Raw genomic sequence first — 26,381 nt, forward strand, 5'->3', positions numbered from 1 at the left:
AACAAGGTATTGGGCGCCGCGTCGACCTCCCGGTCGAACGGCGGCGCCGAAGTGCAGTCACCACGCTCGTACGCGGAAGGCCGATCCTCCACTCCTGCATGAGTCACAAGAGCAGGCAATCTCGGCCATTTTGCGGAAAAATTGCAACTTCGCCACAGTGGCCGGAGTACACACCAACGAGCCCTCGTTTCGATGCGAGCGGTGGTGGGATATCGGACTTGGTTTGCTCTCGGGGAGGCTTGGATGGAGACCGTCGTTCGTTGCGCGTCGATTGGACGTTGCTGGGCCATCGTTGCGGCGTTGGCGTGCGTGGCGGCGATGCCCTGGGCCTCGCTCGCATCACAAGATTGCGAGCCCGAGTGGACGCCCAACCTCTTTCTGCCTCCCGGTGTGAGTTCGGACGTCCGCGATGCCGTGGTGTGGGACGACGGCCGCGGCCCCGCGCTGTACGTAGCGGGCGAGTTCTTCTCGGCGGGGGGCACGTCGGCGTCGATGGTCGCCCGGTGGGACGGCCAGAGCTGGGAGTCGCTGACGAGCATCACGGGCAGCCAGTTGACGGGCGACGAGGTGCGCGCGCTTGCGGTGTTCGACGACGGCCGCGGCCCGGCCTTGTTTGCCGGCGGCGACTTCTTTCGCGCCGGTGGCCTGGACGCCAGCAGCCTGGCCCGGTGGGACGGCCGCGCGTGGCGGCCCGTCACGGGCCCCATCGGTGAGGGCGTAAACGGCATCGTCGATTGCCTCGTGGTGCACGTTGATGATGATGGCCCGGCGTTGTACGTGGGCGGCCAGTTCGACCGTGCGGGCGGTGTTTCGGCATCGAACGTCGCGCGGTGGGACGGCTCGGAATGGTCGCGCCTCGGCCCGGGCTTTGCCGCGGGCGTCGACGGACGCGTGCTGGCGTTGGAGTCGTTCGACGATGGAGACGGCGCCGACCTGTACGTGGGCGGCGTATTTACGTCGGCGACGGGGGCCGCCGGCGTGCGCTCGTTGGGCCGATGGGACGGCTCGGCCTGGTCCACCGTTGGGAGCGCACCGGATAGCACCGTCGCGGCATTGCATGCGACCGAACTCGACGGAAGCAGCGTCCTTGTCATCGGCGGTTCGTTCCAGCAGATCGGCGGGGTCGGTGCATCGCTCATCGCTCAGTTCGACGGGAGCGACTGGCGCCCGATCGGCGACGGATTGGAAGGCGACGAGGTCCGCGCCATCCTGGAATTCGAGGACCAGCAAGGCCGCGTGCTCTTCGCGGGCGGATCGCTGGAACGGCCGGGCTCGCGCGGCGAGGACGTGGGCATCCTTGGCTGGGATGGTTCGCAATGGACGTCGCCGGAGGGTGGCGTGCAGCGGTCCGTCACTACGCTGACCGAGTTCGATGGGCGTCTATTCGCGGGCGGCCGATTCGAGTTCACCAGCCGCATGGCCCGCGTGAACAACGTGGCGACCTGGGGGCCGGGCGGATGGCGCTCGCTCGGCTCTGGGCTCCCACCGAGCACGGTCTTCGCGATGGCTCCGTTCGACCAGGGCGACGGGCCGGTCTTGTACGTGGGCGGGAGCCTCGAGTCGGTCGATGGCCAGCCCGCATTGCAGATCGCGCGATGGGACGGTTCTTCGTGGCTGTCGCCCTTGCCCGGCTTCGGGGGCCCGTTCACGCCGAGCGTCCGGGCACTGGCCACTTTCGACGACGGCAGCGGCGAGGCGCTCTACGCGGGTGGTCGGTTTACGTCGGTGGGCAACCAGCAAGCGGTCAATAACGTCGCGCGCTGGGATGGTCGTGCGTGGAGCGTGGTGGGCGAGGGGCTCGACACGGACGTCTTGGCGTTCACCGTCCACGATGACGGGAGCGGTCCGAGCCTCTTCGCGGGCGGCGAGTTCCGGCGATCGGGCAACGAGAAGGCACAAGCCGTGGCCCAGTGGACCGGCGATCGCTGGGCCCCGCTGGGGCCGACCAGTGCGCCTGGCATTGTCGGCGTGGTCGAAGCGCTCGCATCGTGGGGGGGCGACCTGTACGCCGGCGGACGGTTTCGTTCGGCGGGTGGCGTCGACGCGGTCAACATCGCACGGTGGGACGGCTCGGCCTGGTCGGCGGTTGCCGACGGGCTCGACGGGCAAGTGCATGCGTTGGCGGTGTTCGGGCCTCCCGGCGACGAGTCGCTGTACGCCGCGGGCGAATTCACGTTCTCAGGCACCGTTCGCCTCGACGGCGTGGCACGCTGGGACGGGACGCAGTGGCTCTCGGTCGACGGCGGCCTGAACGGCGACGCGAACGCGATGATCGTGCACGACGACGGCGACGGGGCAGCACTCTACGTTGCTGGCCCGTTCGGCCAGGTTGGGCCTCCGGGGAGCCGGATTCCCGCCGGCGGGCTGGCGAAGTGGACGGGCGATCGCTGGGAGGCGGTCGCGACCTTCGTCGACGGCGAGGTCTTCGCGCTTGCCGACTTTGCGTCGGGCTCGGAGTCGGCGCTCTATGCCGGTGGCTTCTTCGATGGGATCGACGGCGTGGTCTCGTCGCAGATCGCCCGGCGATCGTCGTGCGCCACCGTCTGCCCGGCGGACTTCGACGGTGATGGCTCGCTGACGCTCTTCGACTTCCTGGCGTTCCAGAGCGCGTTCGACCTGGGCGAGCCAGCGGCGGACTTCGACGGCGACGGCGCTCTGACGTTGTTCGATTTCCTGGCGTTCCAGAGTGCATTCGCGGTGGGTTGCCCGTGATTCGGCAAGGAGGATTTGAGGTGATTCGATCTCACATGGCTCGCGCTGGTCTTGCTTCGCTCTGGTGCGTGTGTGCAGTGCTGGGTGCCCGTACCGCATTGGCGCTCCAGGATTGCGTGCCGGGCTGGGCCGACGGCGTGTTCTGCCAGCAGGGCACGGACGACCGCGTTAACGCGGCAGTAAGCGGTGCCGTTGGCTCGGGCGATTCCTTGCTCTACATCGGCGGTCGCTTCGATGCAGCGGGCTGCGCCGATACGCGCGCCATCGCGGCGTGGGACGGCCAAGAGTGGAGCGAGATAAGCGGCGGCGTCGCGGGCGAAGTGAACTCGATGATCGTCTTCGACGACGGGAGCGGCGCTGCGCTGTACGTCGGCGGCAGCTTTGCCTCCGCCGGCGGCGTGCCCGCAGAGAACATCGCCCGGTGGGACGGGAATTCGTGGTCTTCTCTCGGCGGAGGCATCCAGGGCCGGGTCCTCGCGATGGCGATCTTCGACGACGGTCGTGGTCCCGCCCTGTACGCGGCCGGCGACTTCGGCACGGCTGACGGCCAGCCGGCCAACAACATCGCTCGCTGGAGCGGCACGCGCTGGGAGACCTTGGGCTCGGGCCTGACCAGCGCCGGCAGCGCGGGCGTGGGCGCGCTCGCCGTCTACGACGATGGCTCGGGCGAGGCCTTGTACGTTGGCGGCTCATTCACGCAGGCCGGCGGCAGGAGCGCCCAGAGCATCGCGCGATGGGACGGGCTCGCCTGGGATCGCGTGGGGTTCGGCACGACCGATTCGGTGGCGGCCTTGGAGGTCTACGACGACGGCTCCGGACCGGTGCTGTATGCGGGCGGCAACTTCTTCGTCATGTCGGGCGTGATCGCCGAGGGCATTGCCCGGTGGGATGGCAACTCGTGGTCGGCGCTTGGGTCGGGCATGGGCGTGGGCGTCAACGGATACGTTTCGTCGCTCCAGGTCTTTGAAGAAGACGGCGTGCCGGTGCTCATGGTCGGTGGAAACATGAATCGCGCGGGCGGCATGCCCGTCGCCGCGATTGCGCGTTGGGGCGCACTGGGGTGGTCGACGGTCGACAGCGGGCTGACGAAGACGCCCAGCCCGGCAATCGTCGAAGCCATGGTGGTGCACGATGACGGCGCCGGGCCTGCGCTCTTTGCCGTCGGGACGAGCGATCGGGCCGGGGGCCAGGCCGTGCGCAACGTGGCGCGCTGGGACGGCGAATCGTGGAGCTCGGAGCGGACGCTTCCAACGGCTTTGAATGATTCCGTCGCCGCCTTCGAGGTGTTCGATGAGGGCGATGGGCTGCGACTGTTTGCCGGTGGAGACTTCGAGATCGGCGGGGCCGAGCCCTCGCAGGGCGTCGCCCGCTGGGACGGACAGGTGTGGTCGAGCGTGAAGGAAGAGAACGTCGAGGGCGTCGAGGGGATCGTCCGGGCGCTGGCCGTCTTCGATGATGGGTCCGGCTCGGCCCTGTACGTCGGGGGCGTGTTCAATCGCGCGGGCGAGCAGACCGCGCGCAACATTGCCCGCTGGGACGGCGAGGCCTGGACGCCCGTGGGGCAGGGGTTCGATGGACCGGTGCTTGCGCTTGCCGTCTACGACGACGGAACGGGCCCCGCGCTGTACGCGGGCGGTGACTTCGAGATGGCCGGACAAGAGACCGTCAGGAGCGTGGCGCGACTTGAGGACGGCGTCTGGCGCCCGCTGGTGGTCGACGGCGTCGCTGGCATGAACGACTTCGTGTCCGACATGCACGTCTTCGACGACGGCCGTGGGCCGGGGCTGTTCATCACCGGCAGCTTCAACCAGGTCGGTGAGCAGGTGTTTGGCCGGATCGTGCGCTGGGACGGGACCGCGTGGTCCGGCCTCGAAGGACCGATGGGCGAGGGCCTCGACCGGTCGGGCTCGGGCGGCCTTGATGGCTTCGTGCTCGAGGTCTACGACGACGGCCGTGGCGATGCCCTGTACGTCGGCGGGGAGTTCGACCTCGCCGGCGGACGCGTGGTCAACCGCATCGCCCGTTGGGATGGCGTCGACTGGGAGCCACTGTCTGGACCGACCGAGATCGGTGTCGGCGAGCGCTCTGTGATCTCGCTGCTCGCGTTCGACGATGGCTCGGGCGAGAAGCTGTACGCGGGTGGGTTGTTCCAGACCGCCGGAGGCATCGCGGCCGGCAACATCGCCCGGTGGGACGGACTGCGGTGGGAGAGCATGCCTACCGCGACTGGGCCTGGGCTGGGGACCGGCCTCGACAGCGAGGTGTGGGCGTTGGCGGGCTACGACGCCGGCGACGGCGATCGCCTGTATGCGGGCGGTCGATTCACCCGGTCAACCGGCTCGCCCTCGGACTACACGGCCGTGTGGGTGGGTTGTCCGGGCCTGTGCATCGCGGACTTCGACGGCGACGGCGAATTGACGCTGTTTGATTTCCTCGAATTCTCCAACGCGTTCAGCTTCGGCGAGCCAAGGGCCGACCTGGACGGCGACGGCCGGTTTACGTTGTTCGATTTCCTCCTGTTCTCCAACGAGTTTGACGCGGGGTGCCCATGATGGCCAGGATCACGATGTTGCCCATGCGGGCGTTGCTCGCGTTGACGGTCGCCGCTGCGTTGGCGGCGCAGGCCGCTGCGCAGGACTGCACGCGCACGTGGGAGCACGCCGACTTTGCCATCGCAGGTCTGACAAACCTCGTCCGCGTCATGGTTCCGTGGGACGACGGCTCCGGTGAAGCGTTGTACGTCGGGGGCAGGTTCCAGGTGCCGGGCGATACCGAGTTCGTGGGCATCGCGCGCTGGGATGGGCAGGCGTGGACGCGGCTTGGTGAAGGCGTTAACGGCGAGGTCCGGTCGATGTGCGTCTACGACGACGGGTCGGGACCAAGACTCGTCGTCGCCGGAGAGTTCTCTCGCGCCGGCGGCGCTCCGGCGGAGAACATCGCCCTGTGGGACGGAGACTCGTGGTCTCGCCTTGGCAGCGGCCTGAACGACTGGGTCAACGGCGTCACGGTCTTCGACGACGGGAACGGCGTCGCACTCTTCGCTGCCGGCCAGTTCGATCGCTCCGGCGGAACGCCGATGCAGTCGGTGGCTCGCTGGGACGGCCTGAGCTGGACGAACCTGGGCGAAGGCATCGACGGCGTAGCCACCTCGATTGCCACGTTCGACGATGGTTCCGGGCTTGCGATGTACGTCGCAGGCGCGTTCGACATGGCCGGTACCGTTACGGCCAACGCCGTAGCGCGCTGGGACGGTCTGGAGTGGTCGGCCCTGGGCCTGGGCATCGATGGCCGAGTCGAGGCCCTGGCGGTCTACGACGACGGCGACGGTGCACTGCTGTACGCCGGCGGCCGGTTCGACGAAGCGGGTGGTGGATCCGTCGCCAACATCGCGAGTTGGGATGGCGCGACGTGGTCGGGTCTTGGTCCGGGCGTCGACGACGCCGTGTTCGCGCTGCACGTGCACGATTCTGGCGGCGGCGATCGCTTGTACGCCGGCGGCGACTTCCTCGAGTCTGGTGGCACGCGACCAACGCGCGTGGGCGTGTGGAACGGACGCTTCTGGCTGCCCGCATCGTCCGGCGTTGACGATCGCGTGACGGCCTTTGCGAGCTTCGAGCACGACGGTCGGCCGGCGCTCTATGCCTGCGGGCTCTTCGGTCGGGCTGGCCAGACGGGCGCACAGCGCATTGCTCGCTTCCAAGACGGCTCGTGGTCGCCGCTGAACGAGGGATTGGGTGGCAATGCGGTGATCCGGGCGCTGCTTTCCAGCAGCGACGCCGATGGTCCGCTACTGATCGCCGGCGGGGAGTTTGCGTTCGCGGGCAGCACCGTGACCAACAACATCGGCGGATGGCGAGACGGCGCGTGGTCGCCGCTCGGGGCGGGCTTCGACGGACCGGTCGAAGTGCTGCTCGATTTCGACGACGGCTCGGGAAGCACGATCATCGCCGGCGGTGCGTTCTCGACGGCCGACGGGCTGCCGGCCGCGAACGTCGCACGCTGGAACGGGACGACGTGGCTGCCGATGGGCGCCGGCCTGAACGGGCCCGTACAGGCCCTCATCGAATTCGACGATGGCTCGGGCAGCGCGCTGTACGCCGCGGGCGAGTTCACGCAGTCAGGGGCGGCGGACGTTGCTCGCGTGGCTCGCTGGGACGGCCTGCAGTGGAGCCCCGTGGGCGGCGGTGCCAACGGCGGCGTGCACGCCCTTGCTGCCTTCGACGATGGGTCGGGGCCTCGGCTCATCGCGGGTGGCGAGTTCACGTTCATCGGCGACGCCGACGTCACGAACATCGCGCAATGGGACGGCGTCGAGTGGTCTCGGCTGCTGGGCGGTGTTAACGGCCCCGTCACGACGATGGAAGTCTTCGACGACGACGACGGGCTCGCGCTCTACGTCGGCGGGCAATTCAGCGTGGCGGGTGGACTCACGGCCCGCAACGTTGCTCGCTGGAGCGGACGATCGTGGACGCCGCTCGGGCCGGGGGTGACGGGCTCGAGCGAGGCCGTGCAGGCGATGCAGGGATGGGACAACGGCCTGTTCCCGGCCTTGGTCATCGCAGGCGACTTCGACGAGCCTGGCGCCTTCGAGCGCGAGCGTATCGCCTACTGGTATCCATTCAGCTACGAGTTGTTCACGGGCGGCGCGAACGCCGTTATCCGTGCCCTGACGCTGCACGATGACGGCGGCGGCGAGGCCCTCTATGCGGGCGGCGAGTTCACCAAGCTCGGCAGCCTCGCGGCCCGGGCGATCGGCCGGTACGGCTGCGAGCCCGAGCCGTGCGTGGCCGACTTCGACGGCGACGGCGTGCTGACGCTGTTCGATTTCCTGGCGTTCCAGTCGGCGTTTGACTTGGGCGAAGCCCGGGCCGATCTCGACGGCGACGGAAGCCTGACCCTGTTCGATTTCCTTGCGTTCCAGACGGCCTTTTCGAGGGGATGCCCATGAGTGCCCGCGGTTTCCGATTCTTTCAGCGTTCACTGAACCGGGCGTGCGCCCCCGCGGCGGTCGTGGTCGTTCTGCTGTGCGCCGTATCGTCGGCCTCGGCGCAGGACTGCGAACCGGCCTGGGCCGAGGACGTCTTCGGCGTTCCCTACCTCGACGGTGACGTGCGCAGCCTCGCGAACTTCGATGGCGGGAGCGGGCCTCGTTTCTTCATGTCGGGCGTGTTCCAACAGGTCGGGTTCCAGCAGATCTCGAGGCTTGCCGTATGGGACGGACGGACGTGGTCGGCGTTGGGCGCGGGCGAGCCACAGATCGCCGAGGCGATGCTCGCGTTCGACGACGGGACCGGACCGGCTCTCTACTACGGTGCCTCTGTCGGCCTCGTCGACGGGCGGCAGACGAACAACATCGCCAGGTGGGACGGATCCGAGTGGTCGCGTCTTGGCAGCGGCCTCGACGGCCGCGTCAACGCGATGGCCGTCTACGACGATGGGAGCGGGCCTGCGCTCTTCGTGGGTGGCGAGTTCCTGGTCGCTGGGGGTGAACTCGTCAATCGCATCGCCAAGTGGGACGGAGATCGCTGGCATCCGTTGGGCGAAGGCGTCTCCGGACGCGTCGAGACGCTCGCGGTCTACGACGACGGCAGCGGTCCGGAGCTGTACGTCGGTGGTCGCTTCATCACGGCCGGACCCGAGATCGTCAACAACATCGCCAAGTGGGACGGCACGAGCTGGGGCTTCCTCGACTTTGGCGTCAACGACGATGTCGGCGCCCTGGCCGTGTACGACGACGGATCGGGCGAGGCCCTGTACGTCGGCGGGGCCTTCTCTGAGGCCAGCGGCCAGCCCGCGGAGAACATCGCACGATGGGATGGCACGACCTGGGAAGAAGTCGGCGGCGGGGTCGATGGTGGTGTCGCGACGCTCGAGGTCGTCCAAGGCGGTGACTCACCCGGTCTGTATGCGGGCGGCGGGTTCCGCGCCGCCAACGGCGAGATCGGGTTCGACTTCGTCGCACGCTGGACGGGGCAATGGGACCGCGTCGGCGAGGGCTTTAGCAACAGCGTCCAGGGACTGGAGACCTATGAAGGCGTCGACGGCCCCGAGTTGCACGCGTTCGGATCGTTCTCTCGAAGCGGCGAGATCTTCTGCAATCGGATCGCTCAGTTCGACGGCGAAGCCTGGGCCCCGCCGTTCACGGGATTGCAGGCTACCGCGCTCGCACTCACCGTGCACGACGACGGCCAAGGATCCAAGCTTTATGCGGGCGGAGAGTTTCGTTCGGCTGGCCGGGCGGCGGGCTTGCGTATCGCGGCCTGGGACGGCACCGAGTGGAGCGCGCTGGGCAGCGGCATGGACGGGAGCGTGGTGGCCCTCGCGTCGTTCGAGATGGACGGACGGCCCGTGCTCGTGGCCGGTGGCCCGTTCCGGAACGCCGGCGGCGTACCGGTCGAGCGCGTCGCGTCGTGGGACGGCCAGCAGTGGGAAGGCATGGGCGACGGCTTCTCGCGTGAGGTGGCCGACCTGCACGTGTTCGTCGACGGCGATCTTTACGCTACGGGCGGGTTCCTCGAATCTGGGACGCAGGCCGTGAACGGCATCGCTCGGTGGACGGGCAGTGCCTGGGCTCCGCTGCAAGTCGGTTCCGAGATCGGCATCTCTGGCAGTGGCTTCGCACTCGAGACGTTCGACGACGGCGGGGGGCCGGCCCTCTACCTTGCCGGCCAGTTTTCGGCGGCAGGCGGCGTTGCGGCAACGAACATCGCACGGTGGGATGGTTCGGCTTGGTCGCCGCTGGGTTCGCCAGGATCCGAGGGCGTGAACGGCGTGATCCGCGACTTGGCGGTCTACGACGATGGCAGCGGGCCGGCGCTCTACGTCGCGGGCCGCTTTACGTCGGCCGGCGGAGTCACGGTTGAGAACGTTGCACGATGGGACGGCGCTTCCTGGTCAGCCTTGGGAACGGGCGGGCCCGACGACGACGTGTTCGGCTTGGGCGTCTTCGATGATGGTCGAGGCTCGCAGCTCTACGTCGCCGGAGACTTCGAAGAAGTCGACGGCCAGCCCTTCGCTCGGCTCGCGCGATGGAACGGGAGCGAGTGGTCTTCGGTCGACGGTGGCGTCGGAACCAGCCGACGCAACAACGGCCGGGTGATCACGACCTTCGACGACGGCGAGGGCGAGGCTTTGTACGTTTCTGGAACGTTCGGCTTCGTTGGTGATCGTGTCGAGTCGGCATACCTCGGCAAGTGGCGCGGCTGTCCGACCACGTGCATCGCGGACTTCGACGGCGATGGATCGCTGACGCTATTCGATTTCCTCGCCTTCCAGTCCGCGTTCGACCTGGGTGATCTCCGGGCCGACCTCGACGGCGATGGATCACTGACGCTGTTCGACTTCCTCGAGTTCCAGTCGGCATTCGCCGTGGGGTGTTAGTACTCGGCCCCGGCAGCGAGCTTCTTGCTCTAGCCGGCCACCCCGTCGGTGTTGTTTGGCGTTTCCGTTCCACGGCGTTGTGGCCGGTGGTCGTCGTATGTGGTTGTAGAAGATCGAATCGATGAGCCGCGCCGGGGCGTTCATCGTCGCGCCGTGGTAGCTATCGTCGATGAGGATTGGCGAGGTGTTGGAGTCGCCTAGCTTGGTGTCTTGATCGCCTGGGTCAGGTCCGGATCGTCGTTCCGCACGTTTCCTACGCGCGTCGAGACGGGTCTTGACTCGAGGATGCCGTCGGGAGCGGGGCCGAGCAGGGGCTGGACGGCCTCGGCGTCTTTCTGGGCACGGTCGCACCACTGCCAGAGATCCTCGGGCTCGAGGATGCAGGGCATGCGGTGGTGCAACTCGCTCATCTCGGCGTTGGGCGAGGTCGTCAGGATGGAGCACGACTCCAGCTCGTCGCGCCAGCAGTCCCACAGGCCGGCAAAGTACAGCACCTGGCCGTCAGCCCTCGTGATGTAGTACGGCTGCTTCTTCTTCTCTCCCAGTTTTTTCCATTCGTAGAAGCCGCTGGCGGGAACAACGCACCGCTTGTACTTGAAGGGCCCTCGGAACGATGGCTTCTTGGCCGCGTCCTCGCTGCGTGCGTTGAACATGGGGTACTTCGTGCTCGGTTCCTTCGACCACGACGGCACGAGCCACCATCGAACCTGCGCGGTCTCAAAGACGCCCCGTTCCTCCTCCATGCCGCGAAGGACCGGCACGTCGGTCGTCGGCGCCACGTTGTATCGCGGCGGCGGGTCGGCGCACTGCAAGGCTGCGTCGGCCAGCGCCAGGTCGAACGCCGTGAGCTGCTCGTGGATCTGCCGCCAGGTGAATTCGTACGTGTAGCGTCCGCACATGCGAGCAGGGTAGAGCCCCGGGGCTAGTGGAAGTCGCGCGAGCGGGCGACGAGCGCTTCCAGCCGATCATCGAGGCACTCCAGACTCTGGACGTGCACGTGCACGACCTCGCCCTGCCGCTCGATGCGGCCATGGGCGAGGATGACGCGGCTGAGCCGTGCGACCCGCCGGAACTGCTCGAAAGTATCCTTCCACAGGATGAGGTTCGTGATGCCACTCTCGTCTTCGAGCGTGATGAAGACCACGCCCGACGCCGTGCCAGGCCGCTGGCGCATGAGCACCAGGCCGGCGACGGAGATCTCCCGGCCTTGCGGGCACAGCTTCTCGGAGCGGAGCTCGCTCGTGGGCGTCACGCCGCGGGCGTCGAGCTCTTCACGGATGAACGACAGCGGGTGTGCTTTGAGCGACAGGCCCATGCTGGCATAGTCCTCCAGCACCATGCGGTTGGTTGGCACGGCCGGCAGGTCATCGAGCGCGTCGGCGTCGCGGTTGGTGTCCTGATCGACGGGGTCGAACAGCGGCAGCGGATCGTCGCGTAGCGGCTTGATCTGCCAGAGCGCCCGCTGGCGGTCGAGCCCCATGGAGTTGAACGCATCGGCGTTGGCCAGCGCCCGCAGGCTGCGCACGCCGACCTGGCTGGTGCGCCACAGCTTCTCGATGGTCTCGAACGGCCCGTGCACCTCCACCGCATCGGCAATCCGATGCGCATCGGCCTCGACCACGCCCTTGGCCAGCCGCATCCCAAGCCTTACCGCCGGCCCATTACGCCCCCATGATCCTGGGTCATCATTCCGTTCTTCGTGCCTCCGTGCCTCCGTGCCTTCGTGCCTTCCCTCTTCCAGCGTGCAATCCCACGCACTGTGGTTCACGTCGATGGGCCGGATCTCGACGCCGTGCTCCTTGGCGTCGCGCACGATCTGGGCGGGCTGGTAGAAGCCCATGGGCTGGCTGTTGATGAGGGCCGCGCAGAAGGCCGCGGGCTCGTACCGCTTGAGCCAGCACGACACCCATACGAGGATGGCGAAGCTGGCCGCGTGGCTCTCGGGGAAGCCGTACTCGCTGAAGCCGCGGATCTGCTCGAAGCACCGCTCGGCGAACTCGCGCGGATAGCCGTTGGCGACCATGCCGCCGACGAGCTTCTGCCCGAAGCGGTAGATCTGGTCGCCCTTGCGCTTCCAGGCGGCCATGGCCTTCCGAAGTGCATCGGCTTCGTCGGGCGTGAAGCCACCCGCGGAGATGGCGATCTGCATCGCCTGCTCCTGGAACAGCGGCACCCCCAGCGTGCGCTCCAGCACGGCCCGGATCTCCTCGCTCGGATAGCTGACCGGCTCGGCCCCCTCCCGCCGCCGCAGGTAGGGGTGCACCATGTCGCCCTGGATCGGTCCGGGCCGGACGATGGCGACCTCGATGACCAGGTCATAGAAGCACCGGGGCTTGAGCCTGGGCAGCATCGACATCTGCGCCCGGCTCTCGATCTGGAACACGCCCACGGTATCGGCGTGGCAGATCATGTCGTAGACGGCGGGGTCGGTGGGGGAGGAGGCGAGGTGGGCGAACAACGGGTAGGTGTTCGAGGCACGAAGGCACGAAGGCACGGAGGCACGGAGGGGGAAGGTTGCTAGCCGCTCTTGTGTGCCAGGCTCTTGATCAGCCCCTGCAGCACGCGGTCCGTTTCTTCGAGAAGACTGAGCCGAGCCGGGTCTTGGTTTATCATGCCAAGCTTCTCGACGAGTTCGAGTTGGGTCATGAGTTCCATCAGGGAACCTCGGGCGATGCGGAGGTACTTGACGTAATCGGCCCTGCTCTGACGCCCGTACCCCTCCGCGATATTCGATGGAACCGAGACGGCCGCCCGCCGCATCTGAACGGTCAATCCAAATTTCTCCTCGACCGGCATCGAACGCGTGTTGCGATAGACCAGCATTGCAAGATCCATCGACTTCTGCCAGGCAATGAGATCCCGAAACGTCTTGATCTGACTCATATTCCTCTCCTTCGTGCCTCCGTGCCTCCGTGCCTCCGTGCCTTTCAACAAGCTCCAACCCCTTCCTCACACACGTCAACATCCCCAGCCCCAAACAATCCACCTTCAGCATCCCCATCGCGTCGATGTCGTCCTTGTCCCACTCGATCACCGTGCGGTCTTCCATCGCCGCGTTCTCGATGGGGACGAGGTCGTGCAGCGGGCCGTTGGTGATGACGAAGCCGCCCACGTGCTGCGACAGATGCCGCGGGAAGCCGATGAGCTCGCGCGTTAGACGCATGATGCGGCCCATCGTGGGGTCGTCGGGGTCGAAGCCCGCCTCGCGCACGCGGCCCTTGCCCGGATCGTCGCCCCAGCGGTCGAGGTTGCGCGCCAGCGCGTCGACGCCGTCGAGCGAGAGGCCCAGCGCCTTGCCCACCTCGCGCACGGCGCTGCGCCCGCGGTACGAGATCACCTCGGCCGTGAGCGCCGCGCGCTCGCGTCCGTACTTCTGGTACAGGTACTGGATGACCTCCTCGCGACGCTCGTGCTCGAAGTCGATGTCGATGTCCGGTGGCTCTCCGCGGCTGCGGCTGATGAATCGCTCGAACAGCAGGCTGTGCGTATCGGGGTCGACCTCGGTGATGCCCAGGCAGTAGCAGACCGCGCTGTTGGCCGCGCCGCCGCGGCCCTGGCACAGGATGCCGCGCATGCGGGCAAAGTTCACGATGTCGTAGCACGTGAGGAAGTACGCCTCGTAGCCCAGTTCGGCGATGAGCCCCAGCTCGTGCTCGATCGTACCTAGCACCTTCTCCGGCACGCCGCCTGGGTAGCGCCGCTCGGCCCCGCGGAGGGTCTCGCGCCGCAGGTACGCCGGTGGGCTCATGTCTGCCGGACACGCCTCGGCGGGGTACTGGTATCGCAGCTCGTCCATGCTGAAGGCCGCTGCCCGTAGCGCAACCTCGGCCGCCCGCTCGACGGCGCCCGGCAGATCGCGGAACAGCCGGGCCATCTCGTCGGCGGGCTTGAGGTGCCGCTCGGCGTTGGGGTGCAGGCGATAGCCGGCGGTGTCGATGGTGCAGCCGTGGCGGATGCACGTCAGCACGTCCTGCAGCTCGCGGCGCGCAGGGTCGTGGTAGTGCGCGTCGTTGCTGGCAACCAGCGGGACCCGCGTGTGCATCGAGAGTGCGGCGAGCTGGTCAAGCCGTTCGCGATCATCGGTCCGGTACGTGCGCGCGGCCGCCATCGAGAGCCGTTCGCCGAAGGCGTCGCGCAGCCCATGCAGCACCGCGATGAAGTCGTCGTCGAGCGACGCCGGCGGCATGACGACGGTGAGCAGGCCCTCCTGGTGCTCGAGCAGGTCGTGCAGCTCGAGGTGGCACTCGCCCTTGGGCGCCCGCCGCTTGCCCAGCGTCAGCAGTCGGCTCAGGCGGCTGTACGCGGGGCGATCGGTCGGGAAGGCCAGCACCGCCAAGCCGTCGTTCATCACGAGGCGGGAGCCGACGGCCAGCGGGATGCCGCGCTCCTTGGCGGCGACGTGGGCCCGCACAACGCCGGCCAGGGTGTTGGTGTCGGCGATGGCCGCGGCGGCGTGCCCCAGGTCGGCGGCGCGATCGACGAACTCTTCGGGGTGGCTTGCGCCGGTCAGGAAGGTGTAGTTACTCGTCACCGCCAGCTCGGCGTAGGGCGTGGAGGCGAATTGCGCGGGCGGCGGGGCGACGCCCTCGCGGTGCTGGGCCTCGCGGAAGGGGTGGATCTTAATCTTGGGAAACTCGTTCTCGGGCATCGCCGCTCCCTCAGGCCCACACGCCGTGCACGTACCACCGGCCGGTTTCTCTCGCGCGTGCCACCCACAGGCAGGCGCCGTCCTCGCAGCGCACGCGGAAGTAGTCGCGCGTCGAGCCGCGCCCGCGCCACCACTCGTGGCCGAGTCGCTCGGGCCCAACGCACGAAACCACGACGCGGTCCTCCCCCTGCCAGCGGATGCGGTGCACCGGGCCGTCGGGCGTGAGGGCCATGGCGGTGGTCTCCATCGGTGGCTCGAAAAGCGACGTCGGCCGCGTGCCCGGCGGGCGAACATCGTGCACGGGTGCGGCGAGCGGTGCCGTCCAGTCGAAGGCACGCTCGGGCAGGTGCGACTGGGTCAGCACCGCCCCGCGCACGGCATTGACGCCCAGCCGTCCGGTGAGCACGTCGACCAGCTCGCCAGCCGCCGCCATGCTCGAGCGACGGCGGTCCTCCCACTGCTCGGCTTGTGATCCGGGCATGAGCGCATCACGCGTCGCGGTCACGGCCACGCGCTCGACGCCGAAGCCAAGGTGGGCCCGCTCGAGCCTGGGCCGCACCAGCGTCCAGAGGTGCTTGGGATCTCGGCTGGGTACGCTCGTTGCAACGGCCAGCCGGAGGGACTCGAGCTCGTATCGGCCCAGCTCGACGACCAACTGCCGCGCCCCGCGGCCGCGTGACTCCAGTTGCGCGCACGCCTCGCCGAGCACCTCGCGGACCGCGAGTTCGATGGCCTCGAGGTTCGTCGTGTATCCATCGAATATGCGTTCGGCCTTGCACGGCGTGATCGGGCGCACGGGGTCGAGCGGCTCCATCGCGTGGCCCAGGGCGCGATCGAGGGCCAGCAGCAGATCGCGGCCGAACCGCGCGGGCAGCACGCCTCGTGGGATGTCCAGCAGGTGTGCGACGCGGTCGATGGCCAACTCGTCCAGAGCGCGAATCGTCTTCGAGTCGACTCCCAGCGCCTCGACGGGTAGCGGCGCCATGGCCTGACGCTGCCCGCCCGGCGGCACGATCGTGATCTCCGCCTCGCCGAAACGCGCGAGAGCCCATGCGCAGCCGTGTGTGTCTGCGATGGCCAGTCGTGTTGAGATTCCCAGCTTGGCAAGCTCCTCGCGCACGGCCCTGCACATGCTCGCCTCATCACCGAAGAGGTGCGCGCATCCGGTGATGTCCAGCCACAGCCCGTCGGTCCCATCCACCTGCACCAGCGGCGAGAACCGCCGCGCCCACACCGCAAGGGCGCGCAGACGCGACGCGTCTGAACCCGGCGTTGCCTCTTCCAGGCGCACGGTTCCGGCCGGCAGCACCGCGCGCGCTTGGGCTACCGGCAGGCCGAGGTGCACGCCAGCGTCCCGCGAGCGCTCGCAGCAGGCGGCCACGACGCGGCGCTGGCCGACGGTCTGGGCGACCAGCACGTGCTCAGCCCGAGCCGGCCGCACGGCTCCATCGGCCCGGTCGCGCCGACGCAGCAGGTCGATCGGCAGCATCGGCATCCACACTGACAAGGCGCGTGCCATCATCCAACCGCACGGTCCAGTCCCGTGCGTCCTCGGTTATGGGCCGCAGTCCCTTGCGGCGCAGCAGTCGGAGCGTCCATGTCGGCCGGGCGGGGTCGAGCGCGTCCGGCGGTCCGGGAGAGACGAGCCATCGCGTGGCCGCCGCGGAGATCTCCCCCCGCTCGTCCGGCGGCCGCGCGAGCAGGCCGATGGCCCCCCCGGCCTCGGCGGCCAGTTGCAGGCGGCGCGAGCCGGCCATCGAGAGCCCGCGTGCGTCGGCCACCACCACGGCGGCGGCGGGGGAGCGCAGGGCCACATCCATCGCCCACAGGCGGTCCTCGCGCGTGGGCGGGTCGACGTAGACCGACCGCTCGAGCAGCTTGGCGCACCCTCCCGGTCCGCTCGACGGCCCGACCCCCAGGCCCACGAGCCCGGGCGGATAGGGCCAGCACCGCCGGCCGATCCAGACGATCAGGCCGCGTGCCATACGCTCCGATCCGGCGTCGCCCGAGTGGCCCGCGGCGATGCTCATGCACACGGCGATGGGCGGTACCGGCGCGAGCAGCTCGTGCACGCCGCGTCCGAACCCCGCCATGATCCGTGACCAGGCCATGCCGAGAGTATCCTTACAAAGACCTGTCAGGCAAGTTAAAACCAAACAAAATGCTATTATTTTCGCTCCAGGCACCCTGACGACGCCATACCGGCCATTTGGGCGGTTTCGGCCTTGCGAGAAAATGGCCTATCCTCGCGCGACGGGAGCGATCGGCGGCCTGGGGGCATCTCGGCATGGGCGTACAACGGATCAATTCGGCCGATGGGGGGCAGGCCGACCGCGTGGCGATGCAGCGCGTGCTCCGAGACCTGGACGCGATGGAATGGATGCTCGAGCACGCGATGTTCGAGACCGATCGGCGTCGCATCGGCGTCGAGCAGGAACTGTTCCTCGTCGATGGCTCGATGCAGCCGGCTCCGATCGCCGAGTCGTTGCTCGAACGCATCGATGACGAACGGGTCGTGCCCGAGATCGCCCGATTCAACCTCGAATTCAACTGCGACCCGATCGATCTCGACGGTCCGTGCCTGGCCATGCTCGAGGCACAATTGGCCACGCTGTACGGCAAGGTCGACGCCGCATGCCGGTCGTTCGGCGCACGAGCGTTGATGACCGGCATCTGTCCGACGGTCGACCTCTCGCACCTGACGACCGACAACATCATGCCCAATCCGCGGTACCACAGCCTCGACGCGGCGCTCCGCAAGCTCCGCGGCGACGACTACGAGCTGCACATCGATGGTGCCGACGAGCTCTCCGTACGCCATCCAAGCGTCATGCTCGAGTCGGTCAACACCAGCTTCCAGGTTCACTTCCAGACGACGCCCGGCGAGTTCGCCGGTGCATACAACGTCGCGCTCGCGGTCGCGGCGCCGGTTCTGGCGGCCGCGGTCAACTCGCCGATGCTCTTCGGCCGACGCCTCTGGCGCGAGACGCGCATCGCCACCTTCCAGCAATCGGTCGATACCCGTGGCGAGGGCGTCGGGCATCGAGACTTCGTGGGCCGCGTCCGGTTCGGCGAGGCCTGGGTCGAGTCTTCCGTGCTCGAGGTGCTCCGAGCCGACGTCGCCCGCTTCCGCCAGCTCTTGTACGCGTCGGCGGACGACCAGCCCGACCCCATCGAGGAACTCAAGGCCGGCCGGACGCCCAAGCTCGCGTCGTGGCAGGCGTTCAATTCGTCGGTGTACCGGTGGATGCGGCCGTGCTACGGCGTGACCGATGGGCGTCCGCACCTGCGCATCGAGAACCGGGTGCTGCCATCGGGGCCAACCATGGTGGACGAGGTCGCCAACGCGGCGTTCTGGATCGGCTTGATGGTCGCCGGACCGGCGGCGTGGCCCGACGTTTCCAAGAAGCTCGGACTCGGCGATGCTCGCAACAACTTCCTGCGGGCCGCTCGCGATGGTCTAAGTGCCCACATGGCCTGGCTCGACGGCCGCGACCATCCGATCGCCGAGCTGATCCTTCAGGACTTCCTGCCCGTGGCTCGCAACGGGCTCGATTCGGCGGGCGTCAACGAGGACGATGTCGAGCGGATGCTGGGCATCATCGAGGCCCGCGTTTCGTCCGGACGCACCGGCTCTCGCTGGATTCTCGACGCGGCGTCGCGGGCGGGAGGCTCGACGTCCCACCGCGGAAGCCTCTCGGGATTGACGCGTGCGATGCTCGATCGCCAGGACAGGCAACGCCCCGTGCACGAATGGAACATCGTCGCCGACGAGGGCGACGACGGCGGAGCCAGCGCGATCCTGGGGTATGCACGCGTGTCGCAGTGCATGACCACCGACCTGTTCACCGTGGGCGAGGGCGAGTGCATCGATCTGGTCGCGTCCATCATGGACTGGGAGCACGTGCGGCACATCCCCGTCGAGGATGCGCAGCACCGGCTGGTGGGCATCGTGAGCTATCGCAAGTTGCTGCGCGTGCTGACCCACGAACGTTCTTCGAAAGACCCCGCCGCGATGCCGGTGTCGGAGATCATGGTCCGCGACCCGGTCACGGTCGCGCCCGATACGCCCACGCTCGAGGCCATCCGCCTGATGGGCGAGCACCGCGTCGCGTGCCTGCCGGTCGTCGAGAACGAGCGGCTCGTCGGCATCGTCTCGGATCGCGACTACGCCAAGATCGCCCGCACGCTCCTCGAGCGGGCCCTGCGCGAGACCCCGAGGGCATGATCGCCGCCGACCCGCAGGGCGTGGACGCCTGCGGCATGGAACGTTGCATCGCCGACCACGCGTCGCCACAGCCGGGGCCGACGCTGATCGTCGTCGGCGGGTTGCACGCCAATGAGCCAGCGGGCATCGAGGCGGCAAAGCGGGTGCACGACAGGCTCGAAGATCAAAGCCTCTCGTACCAGGCCGGGCGATTGGTCTCGCTGCGCGGCAATCTTGCGGCGCTCTCGATCGACGCGCCAGAGCCATGGCTGCGCGATCGATACATCGACCGCGACCTCAATCGCCTGTTCCACGGTTTCGATGATGGCTCCAGCGACGCATCGTCCGAGCACCGCGAGCGAGCACAGCTCATCGAAGAGCTGCGACGACTGGCTACGCAGGCCCACGGCGCCACCTACCTGCTCGACCTGCACACGGTCTCGAGCGACAGCCCGGCGTTCGTCGCGCTCGAAGACTCGCTGCCCGCCCGTCGATTCGCCGCAGGCCTGCCGCTGCCCAAGATCCTGGGCCTCGAAGAGGAACTGGCCGGCCTGATGATCGACTACGCGACCAACGAGCTTGGCTGCGTGTCGTGCATCGTCGAGGCCGGCCGGCACGACGACCCTCGGTCCAGCGACGTGCACGAGGCGGTCGTCCTGCTCGCCATGGCGAGCCTCGGGATGCTTCCGCGATCCGTGCGCACCACGGCGGGTGAGGTGCCGTACGACGTGGTCGAGCAGGCCGCCGGTGGGCGGGCGGGCCACTTCTACGACGTTCGTCAACGCGTGGGGATCGGCCACGCCGAGTTCGCGATGCAGCCCGGCGCGATCGCGTTCATGCCCGTCGCCGCCGAGAAGACGGTGCTCGCGGTCGAGGATACGCGGCCCGTGACGGCGAGCGCCGGCGGCTTGCTGTTCTTGCCCAATCGACAGGCGTCCACGCGTGTCGGCGACGACGCGTTCTTCGTGATCGCGCGTGTCGGCCGGGTATGGCTCTCGATGTCGGCGTGGCTCCGCCGGCATGCGTGGGTGCATCGCTGGGCGCCACGGCTGCTGCCGGGCGTGCGAGCGCGCGAGGGCGAGCCGCACGCCATCGTCGTCGCGCCCGAGTATGCCGCGTTGCTACGGCGTGAGGTGTTGCACCTGCTCGGCTACCGATTGGTCCGCTGGACGCACGCACCCTACGTGTCCCTGCCGCGACGAATCTCGGGCGTGGCGGCGGGCCTCTGTCGCGCCCTCGCGGGCCTCGTACGGTTCGCCCCGCTGGGCGGTGAGCGCGCGGCCCTGCCCGAAGAGCGGCCGACCGATTGGATCGCCCGCCGCCATCGCTTGGACGTCACGCCCCGGCCGAGGGTCGAGGAAGGAAGCCAGCCATGATGCGCATGATGAAATTACTGGGTGCCGCGTGTGCTTTCCTCGCCATCACTCCCGCGTTGGCAGCATTGCAGGACGCGCCCGCGCCGCAGCGCACGGGCGGCATGGTCGCCGCCGACCATCCGCTCGCTGCGCAGGCCGGCGCAACCATGCTGGCCCGGGGCGGCAACGCGGTCGACGCCGCCGTCGCCACCAGCTTTGCCCTGTCGGTCGTGCGCAGCGACGCCTGCGGCATCGGCGGCGGGGGCTTCATGCTCATCCACCTCGTCGACGATCCGCGGCACGGCGACGTCACGATCGCGATCAACTACCGCGAGACGTGCCCGGCCGGGGTCGGCCCCGATACCTACGCCGGGCTCGACGATCCCCTCGCGTCGCAACGCGGCGGCATGGCGGTGGGGGTGCCGGGCACGGTGGCGGGCTTGCTGCACGCGCTGGAGAACTACGGCACGCTGCCGCGCGACGTCGTGCTGGCCCCGGCGATCGAACTCGCCGAGGGGGGCTTCGAAGCCGATCCGCACCACGTGCGCACCGTGCGGTCGCTGGTTGATCGCTTCGAGGCCGACGAGTCGTGGCGTCGCCGCTTCCCGCTCGTGTGGGAGCGCCTGGCGGACGAGGGGCGCCTCGAGGTCGGCGACCGCATCCGGTTGCCCGAGCAGGCGGCGGCGCTCGTGTTGATCGCGCGCGACGGGGCCGATGCGTTCTACCGCGGGGCCATCGCCGAGGCCATCGTCGAGTCGGTGCGGGCCGACGGCGGCGTGCTGACCATGGAGGACCTCGCGGGCTACCAGCTGCGACAGGTCGAGCCGGTGCGCGCGACCATCGGCGGGAGGACGGTGTTGTCGATGCCGCCGCCCTCGAGCGGCGGCGTGGCGATCGCGCAGGTCCTCGCGCTGGCCGAGCGGCTCGACCTCGCCATGCCCGCGACGGGCTGGCCCGCGCCCGCCGAGGCGCACGCGCTGGCCGAGAGCATGAAGCACGCCTTCGCCGACCGGTCACGGCACATGGCCGACCCGGCGTTCGTCGACGTGCCGGTGGCGGCCATGCTCTCGCAAGACGCGCTCGACCGCATGGCCGCGGCGATCGACCCGCGGGGCGTGCTCGAGCCCGAGGCGTACGGCACGGCATCGCTCGTTCCGGTCGCCCTTCCCGAGGATGGTGGCACGAGCCACATCTCGGTGATCGACGCCAACGGCGGTGCGGTCGCGTGCACCGAGACGATCAACCTGGCCTTCGGCTCCATGGTCGGCGCCCGGGGCTTCGGTTTCTGCCTGAACGACCAGATGGACGACTTCACGACCAAGCGGGGCGAGGCGAACGCGTTCGGGCTCGTGCAGTCCGACGACAACCTGCCCGAGCCCGGCAAGCGGCCGCTCTCGAGCATGTCGCCGACGATCGTGCTCGATGCGGATGGAGAGGTCACGGCGGTCGCGGGCGCCTCGGGCGGGCCACGGATCATCACGTCGACGGCCCAGGTCCTGCTGCGGATGCTCCGCGGCGGCGCGACCGCCAAGCAAGCCGTCGACGCCCCGCGGCTGCACCACCAGTGGCTGCCCGACCGGCTCTACGTCGAGGTGCGCGACGGCGCCGAGCCCGCGGCGGGCTGGAGCCGGGCGCTCGAGCAACTCGGCCACGACGTGTTCTCGCGCGACGACATCGGCGCGGTGCAGGCCATCCGGCGCGATCCCACGACGGGCGAGCTCGATGGCGCGGCCGACCCGCGCAAGGGCGGGGCGGCCGTTCGTCCGTGATGGACTCGTGAGTTCGGGCGGGCTGCGACGCGACGGGCGTCAGGCCGGCACGGCCCCGTGCTTCTTGGCCTTCTGGGCGTCGCAGTAGCTCTTGCCGGCCCGGGCGATCTCGCGGATCTCGTGCCACGGGCGGCTGCCGTGCAGGATGCGCTCGGCGTCCTCGGCGGAGATGGAGCCCTCGGCCACGTACGCGGCGATCTCGCGGGTGGTCATCTCCTGCTGGCGGTTCTTGAGGATGGCCTGCAGGAAGGCCATGAAGAAGAAGATGCTCGCCAGCAGCACGCCGCCGACGATGGCGACCAGGGCGATGAAGGAGGGGTCGAAGCCGGTGACCATGGGGTTCTCTTGCATGGCAAGGTCCTTTGTGGGGAAGGGGCGGGACGTCCGTCAGGGTAGGTGGGATTTTGGGGGGTCGGGTTTCAGGGGTGGGGAGGAAGCGACGGAGCGACGGAGCGACGGAGGGGAGACGAGGCACGAAGGGACGGAGGCACGGAGGCACGGAGGCACGAAGGGACGACGGAGAGACTGAGAGTCGGAGAGACGAAGTGGGGGAGATCGGACGCCGGAGCATCCGCCGAGCGAGTCTTCGAGCGAGAGCGCGTGCGGGAGGCGAGGCCGCTGAGCGGCCCGGCCGGTAGGCCGCCTTCAGAACTACCCAACCAACCCAACGACAACGCCCGGGCCAACAGGCGCCCGGGCGTCATCGTCTCGTGGGGTTTGGTTGGCGGCCTTACGCCGCGTCCTCCGACGCCGCGCTCGCCGGGCCGGACTGGCTGCCCTGGCTGCCGAAGCTCAGGGGCTCGGGCGTGGACCATTCGCCGGCGTTGTTGTTGCCCAGGATGCCGCGGACGCGGTACTGGATGCTCCGCAGCCCGCCGGGCACGGCCGGGTCGGTGTACATCTTCTCGCCCGTCACGGCGATGGTCGTCCACGGGCTGTCCTGGCCGACGAGGTCGGTCGTCGAGCGCTGGACCTCGAAGACGGCGCCGGCGGCGCTGACCTTGAAGCTCAGGCGGAGCGAGCCGTCGGGGAAGCTGGTGAGCGCCAGGTCGGTGGGCTTGGGCGGCGCGGGCCGCTCGCTGGGCTCCTTGGGCGGATCGATCTGGGCGAGGGCGTAGACGTCGGGGTCCTGGGTGGCCTTGGCGAAGGCGTCGATGGTGTCGATGTCGGCGCCGATGATGGCCTCCAGGGCGGCGAACGCGTTGCGCTTGGCAACGGTGGCGGCCTTGCTGGCGTTGCGGGCCTCGCGAGCGGCCTGGTCGGCCGCCTCGGCGGCCGCCGTCGCAGACTCCGTATCGAGCAACTGCTGGGACGATAACCCGATGACCGGTGGCGGCTCCTCGCCGCCGCTCCAGACGTCGATGTGCTCGCGTGCGAAGTCGAGGAACGCGGCGTCGGTGTCGGGGACTCGTGCCATGGTCGGCCTCCGGTGGATCCGTCGATCATCCCGGGTCGGCCGCCGGTCCCGTGCCGGTCGTGCCGCCCGCAGGGTGTGTATCGAGTGGATCGAGGAGTCACTCCACTCCGTGGGTGAGGATTGGGGCGGAAAAGTGGGGGTGTGGTCCGAGTACCGGGGCGGATCGGCCCTGGGGGGCCGGGATGAGGGTTCTTATTGGGCTCGGCCGTCTTCCCCCCTCTCCCCGCGTGCGGGGAGAGGGCCGGGGTGAGGGGTTTACTTTCAATTGCCGGCCCACCCCCGCTCCGAGTCCGCCACGTCCACGCCGCACGCAGCCGCAAGGAAGCACGAGCTCCCGCTCCCCCGCTCCCAGCGGGGGAGCTGTCGAGGTCTTCCGAGACTGAGGGGGTCTTGCGTTTGATCACCGACGAGTCCCGGCGCCTGCGCGAGGCGAGCGAGCCGAGCGATTTTGATCGGTTCGTGGAGGAGGCGGAGAGGATTTCCGGCAAGCCGGGGGAGAAGGACGGGAATGGGCGGTGAGGGTGTTGGAGACTAACAGTCGTCACGTCAGCGAGGGAAGGCGTTGCCGATGAGCTTTGCTTCAGCGATTGAAACACATTGAGCAACAATTGCATCGAGGACAGCTTCGATCTTGGTCGAGTCATAGTTGGTGTTGGCAATCCGAAGATTTAGAAAGTCCTTCATGTACTTGGTCTTGTGTTCCAATACGCCGTGGTATCGGTCCGTATCCTGGTCATACATCGTCCATCGAACCTGTGGCTCCGGCATGTCGGATCGATTCAGATCTAGATAGCACTCAATTGAAGCGGCCCTGCCGTTGACGTCGGCAGAAGAAACTCCTTCGGGACCCATCGTCGCAATATTTGATAGTTCTGGCAGGTCTGGCAAATGGAGAACTTTGAGGTTTGCCGGAAGCGAGAGGCTCTTTGTTTTATTGTACTGAGCCACACCTGCTGCGTCGTTGTCATAGAGAATGATAGTGTTGTTCTGAATCCCGATGCTGACCAGCCCCTGTGTGAAGCGGTGGAGATTCCCAGTTCCTGCGAATGGATAGCCTTCTTCCATATCAATGAATTGGAAGAAGTCGGCAATGTGCGGACGGTACAATCGCAGCGCTTGCTGGATGATCTTGGCATCGGAACTGCCCTCAGCGACCACGAGAAACCGCTGTCCGCGCGAGGCGCCGGCTTGAAACTCCTGGCGGGTAGCCCAACCTTCTCGTACAAGAGGTCCGAAGTCCCAACTCACATCGAGGTCGAGGTTCTTGGGGTTCCGGGCAAGCAGTCGAAGCGTTGCGTTTGCGCTGAAGCCTTCGAGGAGCAGGCTCGCATCCCGGAGGTCGGATCGTTGCCCCTCAGGGCTTAGTCGAAGGCGATCAAGAATCTCCTTCCACACAAACTCGCCCGGATCGTAGTCGCCACTGTAGTCTCCGCTAATCATGCTGACGTCGATAGTCACGAGGGCATCACAGAGTTCGCGAAAAGGAATTGGTTGTTCTGGGAGGTCATGGAACTGGTGGAGCTCTGCGTACTGGTGCTCTACCGCAGCCATGGTCACACCAAGTAGCTCAAGCCGGTCCACTACCTCACCGAGCGGCTTGCCGAAACCTTCATTCATTTCCACGACAGGATCGCCGTCTGGCCAGTCTTCGCTCGCGTAATAAGACGGCACGGGTTTGAGATCTGACGTTTGGAACAGGGAGCCGTGATCGGAGAAGAAGCGGTTCTTGCCCCAATCAACTTCGAGCTTGCCCAGGGCTAGGGTGATCATTGTGCCCAAGTTGCTAGGCCTTTCCCGTTGCGTCCGATGTCGTAGTTGGCTCTCCCTGCTTCGTCCTTTTTAAGAGTAGCTCAAGATGCTTTTGATGCCCGTCTTCAAGCAAGGTGCTCACTATCTGCTCCGGATCCGTCGCATCGAGGTCTTGCAGTTCCTTAGCCCGTTCAACAAACCAGCGGTTTATCTCAACAAACTCAGCTGGGCTCTCCACCCAGCGCGCTAGCACCCTGACGTGAGTGTTCGCATGAGTAAGAAAGCGCTCGTTTCGAGCTACGATCTCTTTTACCATCGATTCAGAGATCTGCTCGACAGGGGTGGAGCAAAAGCCCTCTCGAACATCAACATAGAGCGCGGCGTTCTTCGCTGTATTTGAATCATTATGGAACTGTGTCTTGTCATCTAGGAAAAACTGGATCGCCGCACTCCAGTCACCAGCCTCCCTCGCTCGTCTTTCGGCTTCAGTTGCTGGCATTAAGTAGGCATTAGTGGAGTTCTTCGCCTTGTGGCTCGCGAGTGCTTTCCAAAACTTCTTGCTGTCAGTAGTCTCGCCTGTCAATTGCTGTGATACTGCCCAGGCTCCGAGCATGTCGACTTTTGCACATTCCTCCAGTGAGATCTGATGCAGAAACAGCGACCTGGCTAGGGCGCCAGCAGCCCGCAGGATCCTGGCCTCAGAGTAAAGCTGTTCCGCGTTATCGCGCACCTTGCTTGCTGCGTCCAAGATTTCGCGTAAAGTGTCCGTCTCGCTTGTGGAGTTCTCAGGCGGCGTTGGGTCCATATGACACCTATCAGCTCATCGCGCAAGGTTGCAGCTATGCACGGCTGTCGACCATGCGACGCGTAATCCAGTATAGGGGAGGGCCCGATGAACTCCGCGAATAGCGACCGCCCAACCCCTTCCCCCGCCCCGCCGTGGCGGCTCGCGAAGCGGAGTCGCTTGCGCCGGTTGCGCCGGCCCGCTTTACGTGACGGCTGCATTCGTGGCTCCAGCCCGTCGCCCCTTCGGAGCGGAAGACCCCCTCAGTCTCGGAAGACCTCGACAAACCCTCCACGGAGTGGCCCCGCTGGGAGCGGGGGAGCGGGTGCAAGACCCCTCACCCCAACCCTCTCCCCGCGG

Annotated in this window: 16 protein-coding genes; 8 read left to right on the forward strand and 8 right to left on the reverse strand. The window is 67.7% G+C overall.

Annotation, left to right across the window (positions count from 1 at the left end; genetic code table 11):
• Nucleotides 1-243: 243 nt before the first annotated feature.
• Genes RIA68_00445 through RIA68_00460 form a run of 4 tightly spaced genes read left to right on the forward strand, consistent with a single transcriptional unit; the run spans nt 244 to nt 10,092 of the window.
• Entirely contained in the window at nt 244-2,712 is a 2,469-nt protein-coding gene (locus RIA68_00445; protein MEQ8315900.1) for a GC-type dockerin domain-anchored protein, read from the forward strand.
• 35 nt (nt 2,713-2,747) lie between these two features.
• Nucleotides 2,748-5,264, forward strand: coding sequence for a GC-type dockerin domain-anchored protein (locus RIA68_00450; protein ID MEQ8315901.1), 2,517 nt, complete (start codon nt 2,748-2,750; stop codon nt 5,262-5,264).
• On the forward strand, nt 5,264-7,660 hold the full coding sequence (locus tag RIA68_00455; GenBank protein ID MEQ8315902.1) for an EF-hand domain-containing protein: 2,397 nt from the start codon (nt 5,264-5,266) through the stop codon (nt 7,658-7,660). Before RIA68_00450 ends, RIA68_00455 begins: the two co-directional genes overlap by 1 nt.
• The gene (locus tag RIA68_00460; protein ID MEQ8315903.1) at nt 7,657-10,092 is read left to right on the forward strand and encodes an EF-hand domain-containing protein; all 2,436 of its coding nucleotides are present in this window, start codon (nt 7,657-7,659) and stop codon (nt 10,090-10,092) included. Before RIA68_00455 ends, RIA68_00460 begins: the two co-directional genes overlap by 4 nt.
• Before the next feature lie 197 nt (nt 10,093-10,289).
• Here RIA68_00460 and RIA68_00465 read toward each other — a convergent pair whose 3' ends face one another.
• Genes RIA68_00465 through RIA68_00480 form a run of 4 tightly spaced genes read right to left on the reverse strand, consistent with a single transcriptional unit; the run spans nt 10,290 to nt 16,851 of the window.
• Entirely contained in the window at nt 10,290-10,991 is a 702-nt protein-coding gene (locus RIA68_00465) for an SOS response-associated peptidase (GenBank protein ID MEQ8315904.1), read from the reverse strand.
• Nucleotides 10,992-11,014: 23 nt separating this feature from the next.
• Nucleotides 11,015-14,740, reverse strand: coding sequence for an OB-fold nucleic acid binding domain-containing protein (locus tag RIA68_00470; protein ID MEQ8315905.1), 3,726 nt, complete (start codon nt 14,738-14,740; stop codon nt 11,015-11,017).
• 10 nt (nt 14,741-14,750) lie between these two features.
• Nucleotides 14,751-16,241, reverse strand: coding sequence for a DNA polymerase Y family protein (locus tag RIA68_00475; protein ID MEQ8315906.1), 1,491 nt, complete (start codon nt 16,239-16,241; stop codon nt 14,751-14,753).
• Entirely contained in the window at nt 16,162-16,851 is a 690-nt protein-coding gene (locus RIA68_00480; protein MEQ8315907.1) for a hypothetical protein, read from the reverse strand. The genes RIA68_00475 and RIA68_00480 overlap by 80 nt, the downstream gene beginning before the upstream one ends.
• A 176-nt stretch (nt 16,852-17,027) precedes the next feature.
• Between RIA68_00480 and RIA68_00485 the strand changes: the two genes are divergently transcribed.
• Genes RIA68_00485 through ggt form a run of 3 tightly spaced genes read left to right on the forward strand, consistent with a single transcriptional unit; the run spans nt 17,028 to nt 22,071 of the window.
• Nucleotides 17,028-18,968 carry a CBS domain-containing protein gene (locus RIA68_00485; GenBank protein MEQ8315908.1) on the forward strand — a complete coding sequence of 647 codons (1,941 nt, stop codon included), beginning with the start codon at nt 17,028-17,030 and terminating at the stop codon, nt 18,966-18,968.
• The gene (locus RIA68_00490) at nt 18,965-20,323 is read left to right on the forward strand and encodes a succinylglutamate desuccinylase/aspartoacylase family protein (GenBank protein ID MEQ8315909.1); all 1,359 of its coding nucleotides are present in this window, start codon (nt 18,965-18,967) and stop codon (nt 20,321-20,323) included. Before RIA68_00485 ends, RIA68_00490 begins: the two co-directional genes overlap by 4 nt.
• Nucleotides 20,320-22,071, forward strand: a complete 1,752-nt coding sequence (gene ggt, locus RIA68_00495; GenBank protein MEQ8315910.1) for a gamma-glutamyltransferase — start codon at nt 20,320-20,322, stop codon at nt 22,069-22,071. The genes RIA68_00490 and ggt overlap by 4 nt, the downstream gene beginning before the upstream one ends.
• Before the next feature lie 39 nt (nt 22,072-22,110).
• Here the strand turns inward: ggt and RIA68_00500 are convergent, their stop codons facing one another.
• Together RIA68_00500 and RIA68_00505 are read right to left on the reverse strand one after the other, a co-directional pair.
• Nucleotides 22,111-22,422 (reverse strand): hypothetical protein, encoded by a 312-nt coding sequence (locus RIA68_00500; GenBank protein MEQ8315911.1) that lies wholly within the window; start codon nt 22,420-22,422, stop codon nt 22,111-22,113.
• A 379-nt stretch (nt 22,423-22,801) separates the two neighbouring features.
• Nucleotides 22,802-23,488, reverse strand: a complete 687-nt coding sequence (locus tag RIA68_00505) for a hypothetical protein (protein ID MEQ8315912.1) — start codon at nt 23,486-23,488, stop codon at nt 22,802-22,804.
• Between the two features lie 396 nt (nt 23,489-23,884).
• Between RIA68_00505 and RIA68_00510 the strand changes: the two genes are divergently transcribed.
• Nucleotides 23,885-24,007 carry a hypothetical protein gene (locus RIA68_00510; GenBank protein ID MEQ8315913.1) on the forward strand — a complete coding sequence of 41 codons (123 nt, stop codon included), beginning with the start codon at nt 23,885-23,887 and terminating at the stop codon, nt 24,005-24,007.
• A gap of 27 nt (nt 24,008-24,034) precedes the next feature.
• On the opposite strand, the gene RIA68_00515 is transcribed toward RIA68_00510, so the two are convergent.
• A complete protein-coding gene (locus tag RIA68_00515) occupies nt 24,035-25,258 on the reverse strand; it encodes a HEPN/Toprim-associated domain-containing protein (GenBank protein MEQ8315914.1) in 1,224 nt (407 codons plus the stop codon).
• Between the two features lie 13 nt (nt 25,259-25,271).
• Nucleotides 25,272-25,985 (reverse strand): AbiV family abortive infection protein, encoded by a 714-nt coding sequence (locus RIA68_00520; protein ID MEQ8315915.1) that lies wholly within the window; start codon nt 25,983-25,985, stop codon nt 25,272-25,274.
• Between the last annotated feature and the right edge of the window lie 396 nt (nt 25,986-26,381).

This window comes from Phycisphaerales bacterium (genome assembly GCA_040217175.1).
Taxonomy (GTDB): domain Bacteria; phylum Planctomycetota; class Phycisphaerae; order Phycisphaerales; family UBA1924; genus JAHCJI01.

Excerpts from the sequence above, each read along its gene's own strand:
- RIA68_00505 (MEQ8315912.1), bottom strand. The coding sequence starts at position 23,488 with ATGGCACGAGTCCCCGACACCGACGCCGCGTTCCTCGACTTCGCACGC.
- RIA68_00455 (MEQ8315902.1), top strand. The coding sequence starts at position 5,264 with ATGGCCAGGATCACGATGTTGCCCATGCGGGCGTTGCTCGCGTTGACG.
- RIA68_00450 (MEQ8315901.1), top strand. The coding sequence starts at position 2,748 with ATGGCTCGCGCTGGTCTTGCTTCGCTCTGGTGCGTGTGTGCAGTGCTG.
- RIA68_00515 (MEQ8315914.1), bottom strand. The coding sequence starts at position 25,258 with ATGATCACCCTAGCCCTGGGCAAGCTCGAAGTTGATTGGGGCAAGAAC.
- RIA68_00500 (MEQ8315911.1), bottom strand. The coding sequence starts at position 22,422 with ATGCAAGAGAACCCCATGGTCACCGGCTTCGACCCCTCCTTCATCGCC.
- RIA68_00460 (MEQ8315903.1), top strand. The coding sequence starts at position 7,657 with ATGAGTGCCCGCGGTTTCCGATTCTTTCAGCGTTCACTGAACCGGGCG.
- RIA68_00485 (MEQ8315908.1), top strand. The coding sequence starts at position 17,028 with ATGGGCGTACAACGGATCAATTCGGCCGATGGGGGGCAGGCCGACCGC.
- RIA68_00445 (MEQ8315900.1), top strand. The coding sequence starts at position 244 with ATGGAGACCGTCGTTCGTTGCGCGTCGATTGGACGTTGCTGGGCCATC.
- RIA68_00480 (MEQ8315907.1), bottom strand. The coding sequence starts at position 16,851 with ATGGCCTGGTCACGGATCATGGCGGGGTTCGGACGCGGCGTGCACGAG.
- RIA68_00490 (MEQ8315909.1), top strand. The coding sequence starts at position 18,965 with ATGATCGCCGCCGACCCGCAGGGCGTGGACGCCTGCGGCATGGAACGT.
- RIA68_00465 (MEQ8315904.1), bottom strand. The coding sequence starts at position 10,991 with ATGTGCGGACGCTACACGTACGAATTCACCTGGCGGCAGATCCACGAG.
- ggt (MEQ8315910.1), top strand. The coding sequence starts at position 20,320 with ATGATGCGCATGATGAAATTACTGGGTGCCGCGTGTGCTTTCCTCGCC.
- RIA68_00470 (MEQ8315905.1), bottom strand. The coding sequence starts at position 14,740 with ATGCCCGAGAACGAGTTTCCCAAGATTAAGATCCACCCCTTCCGCGAG.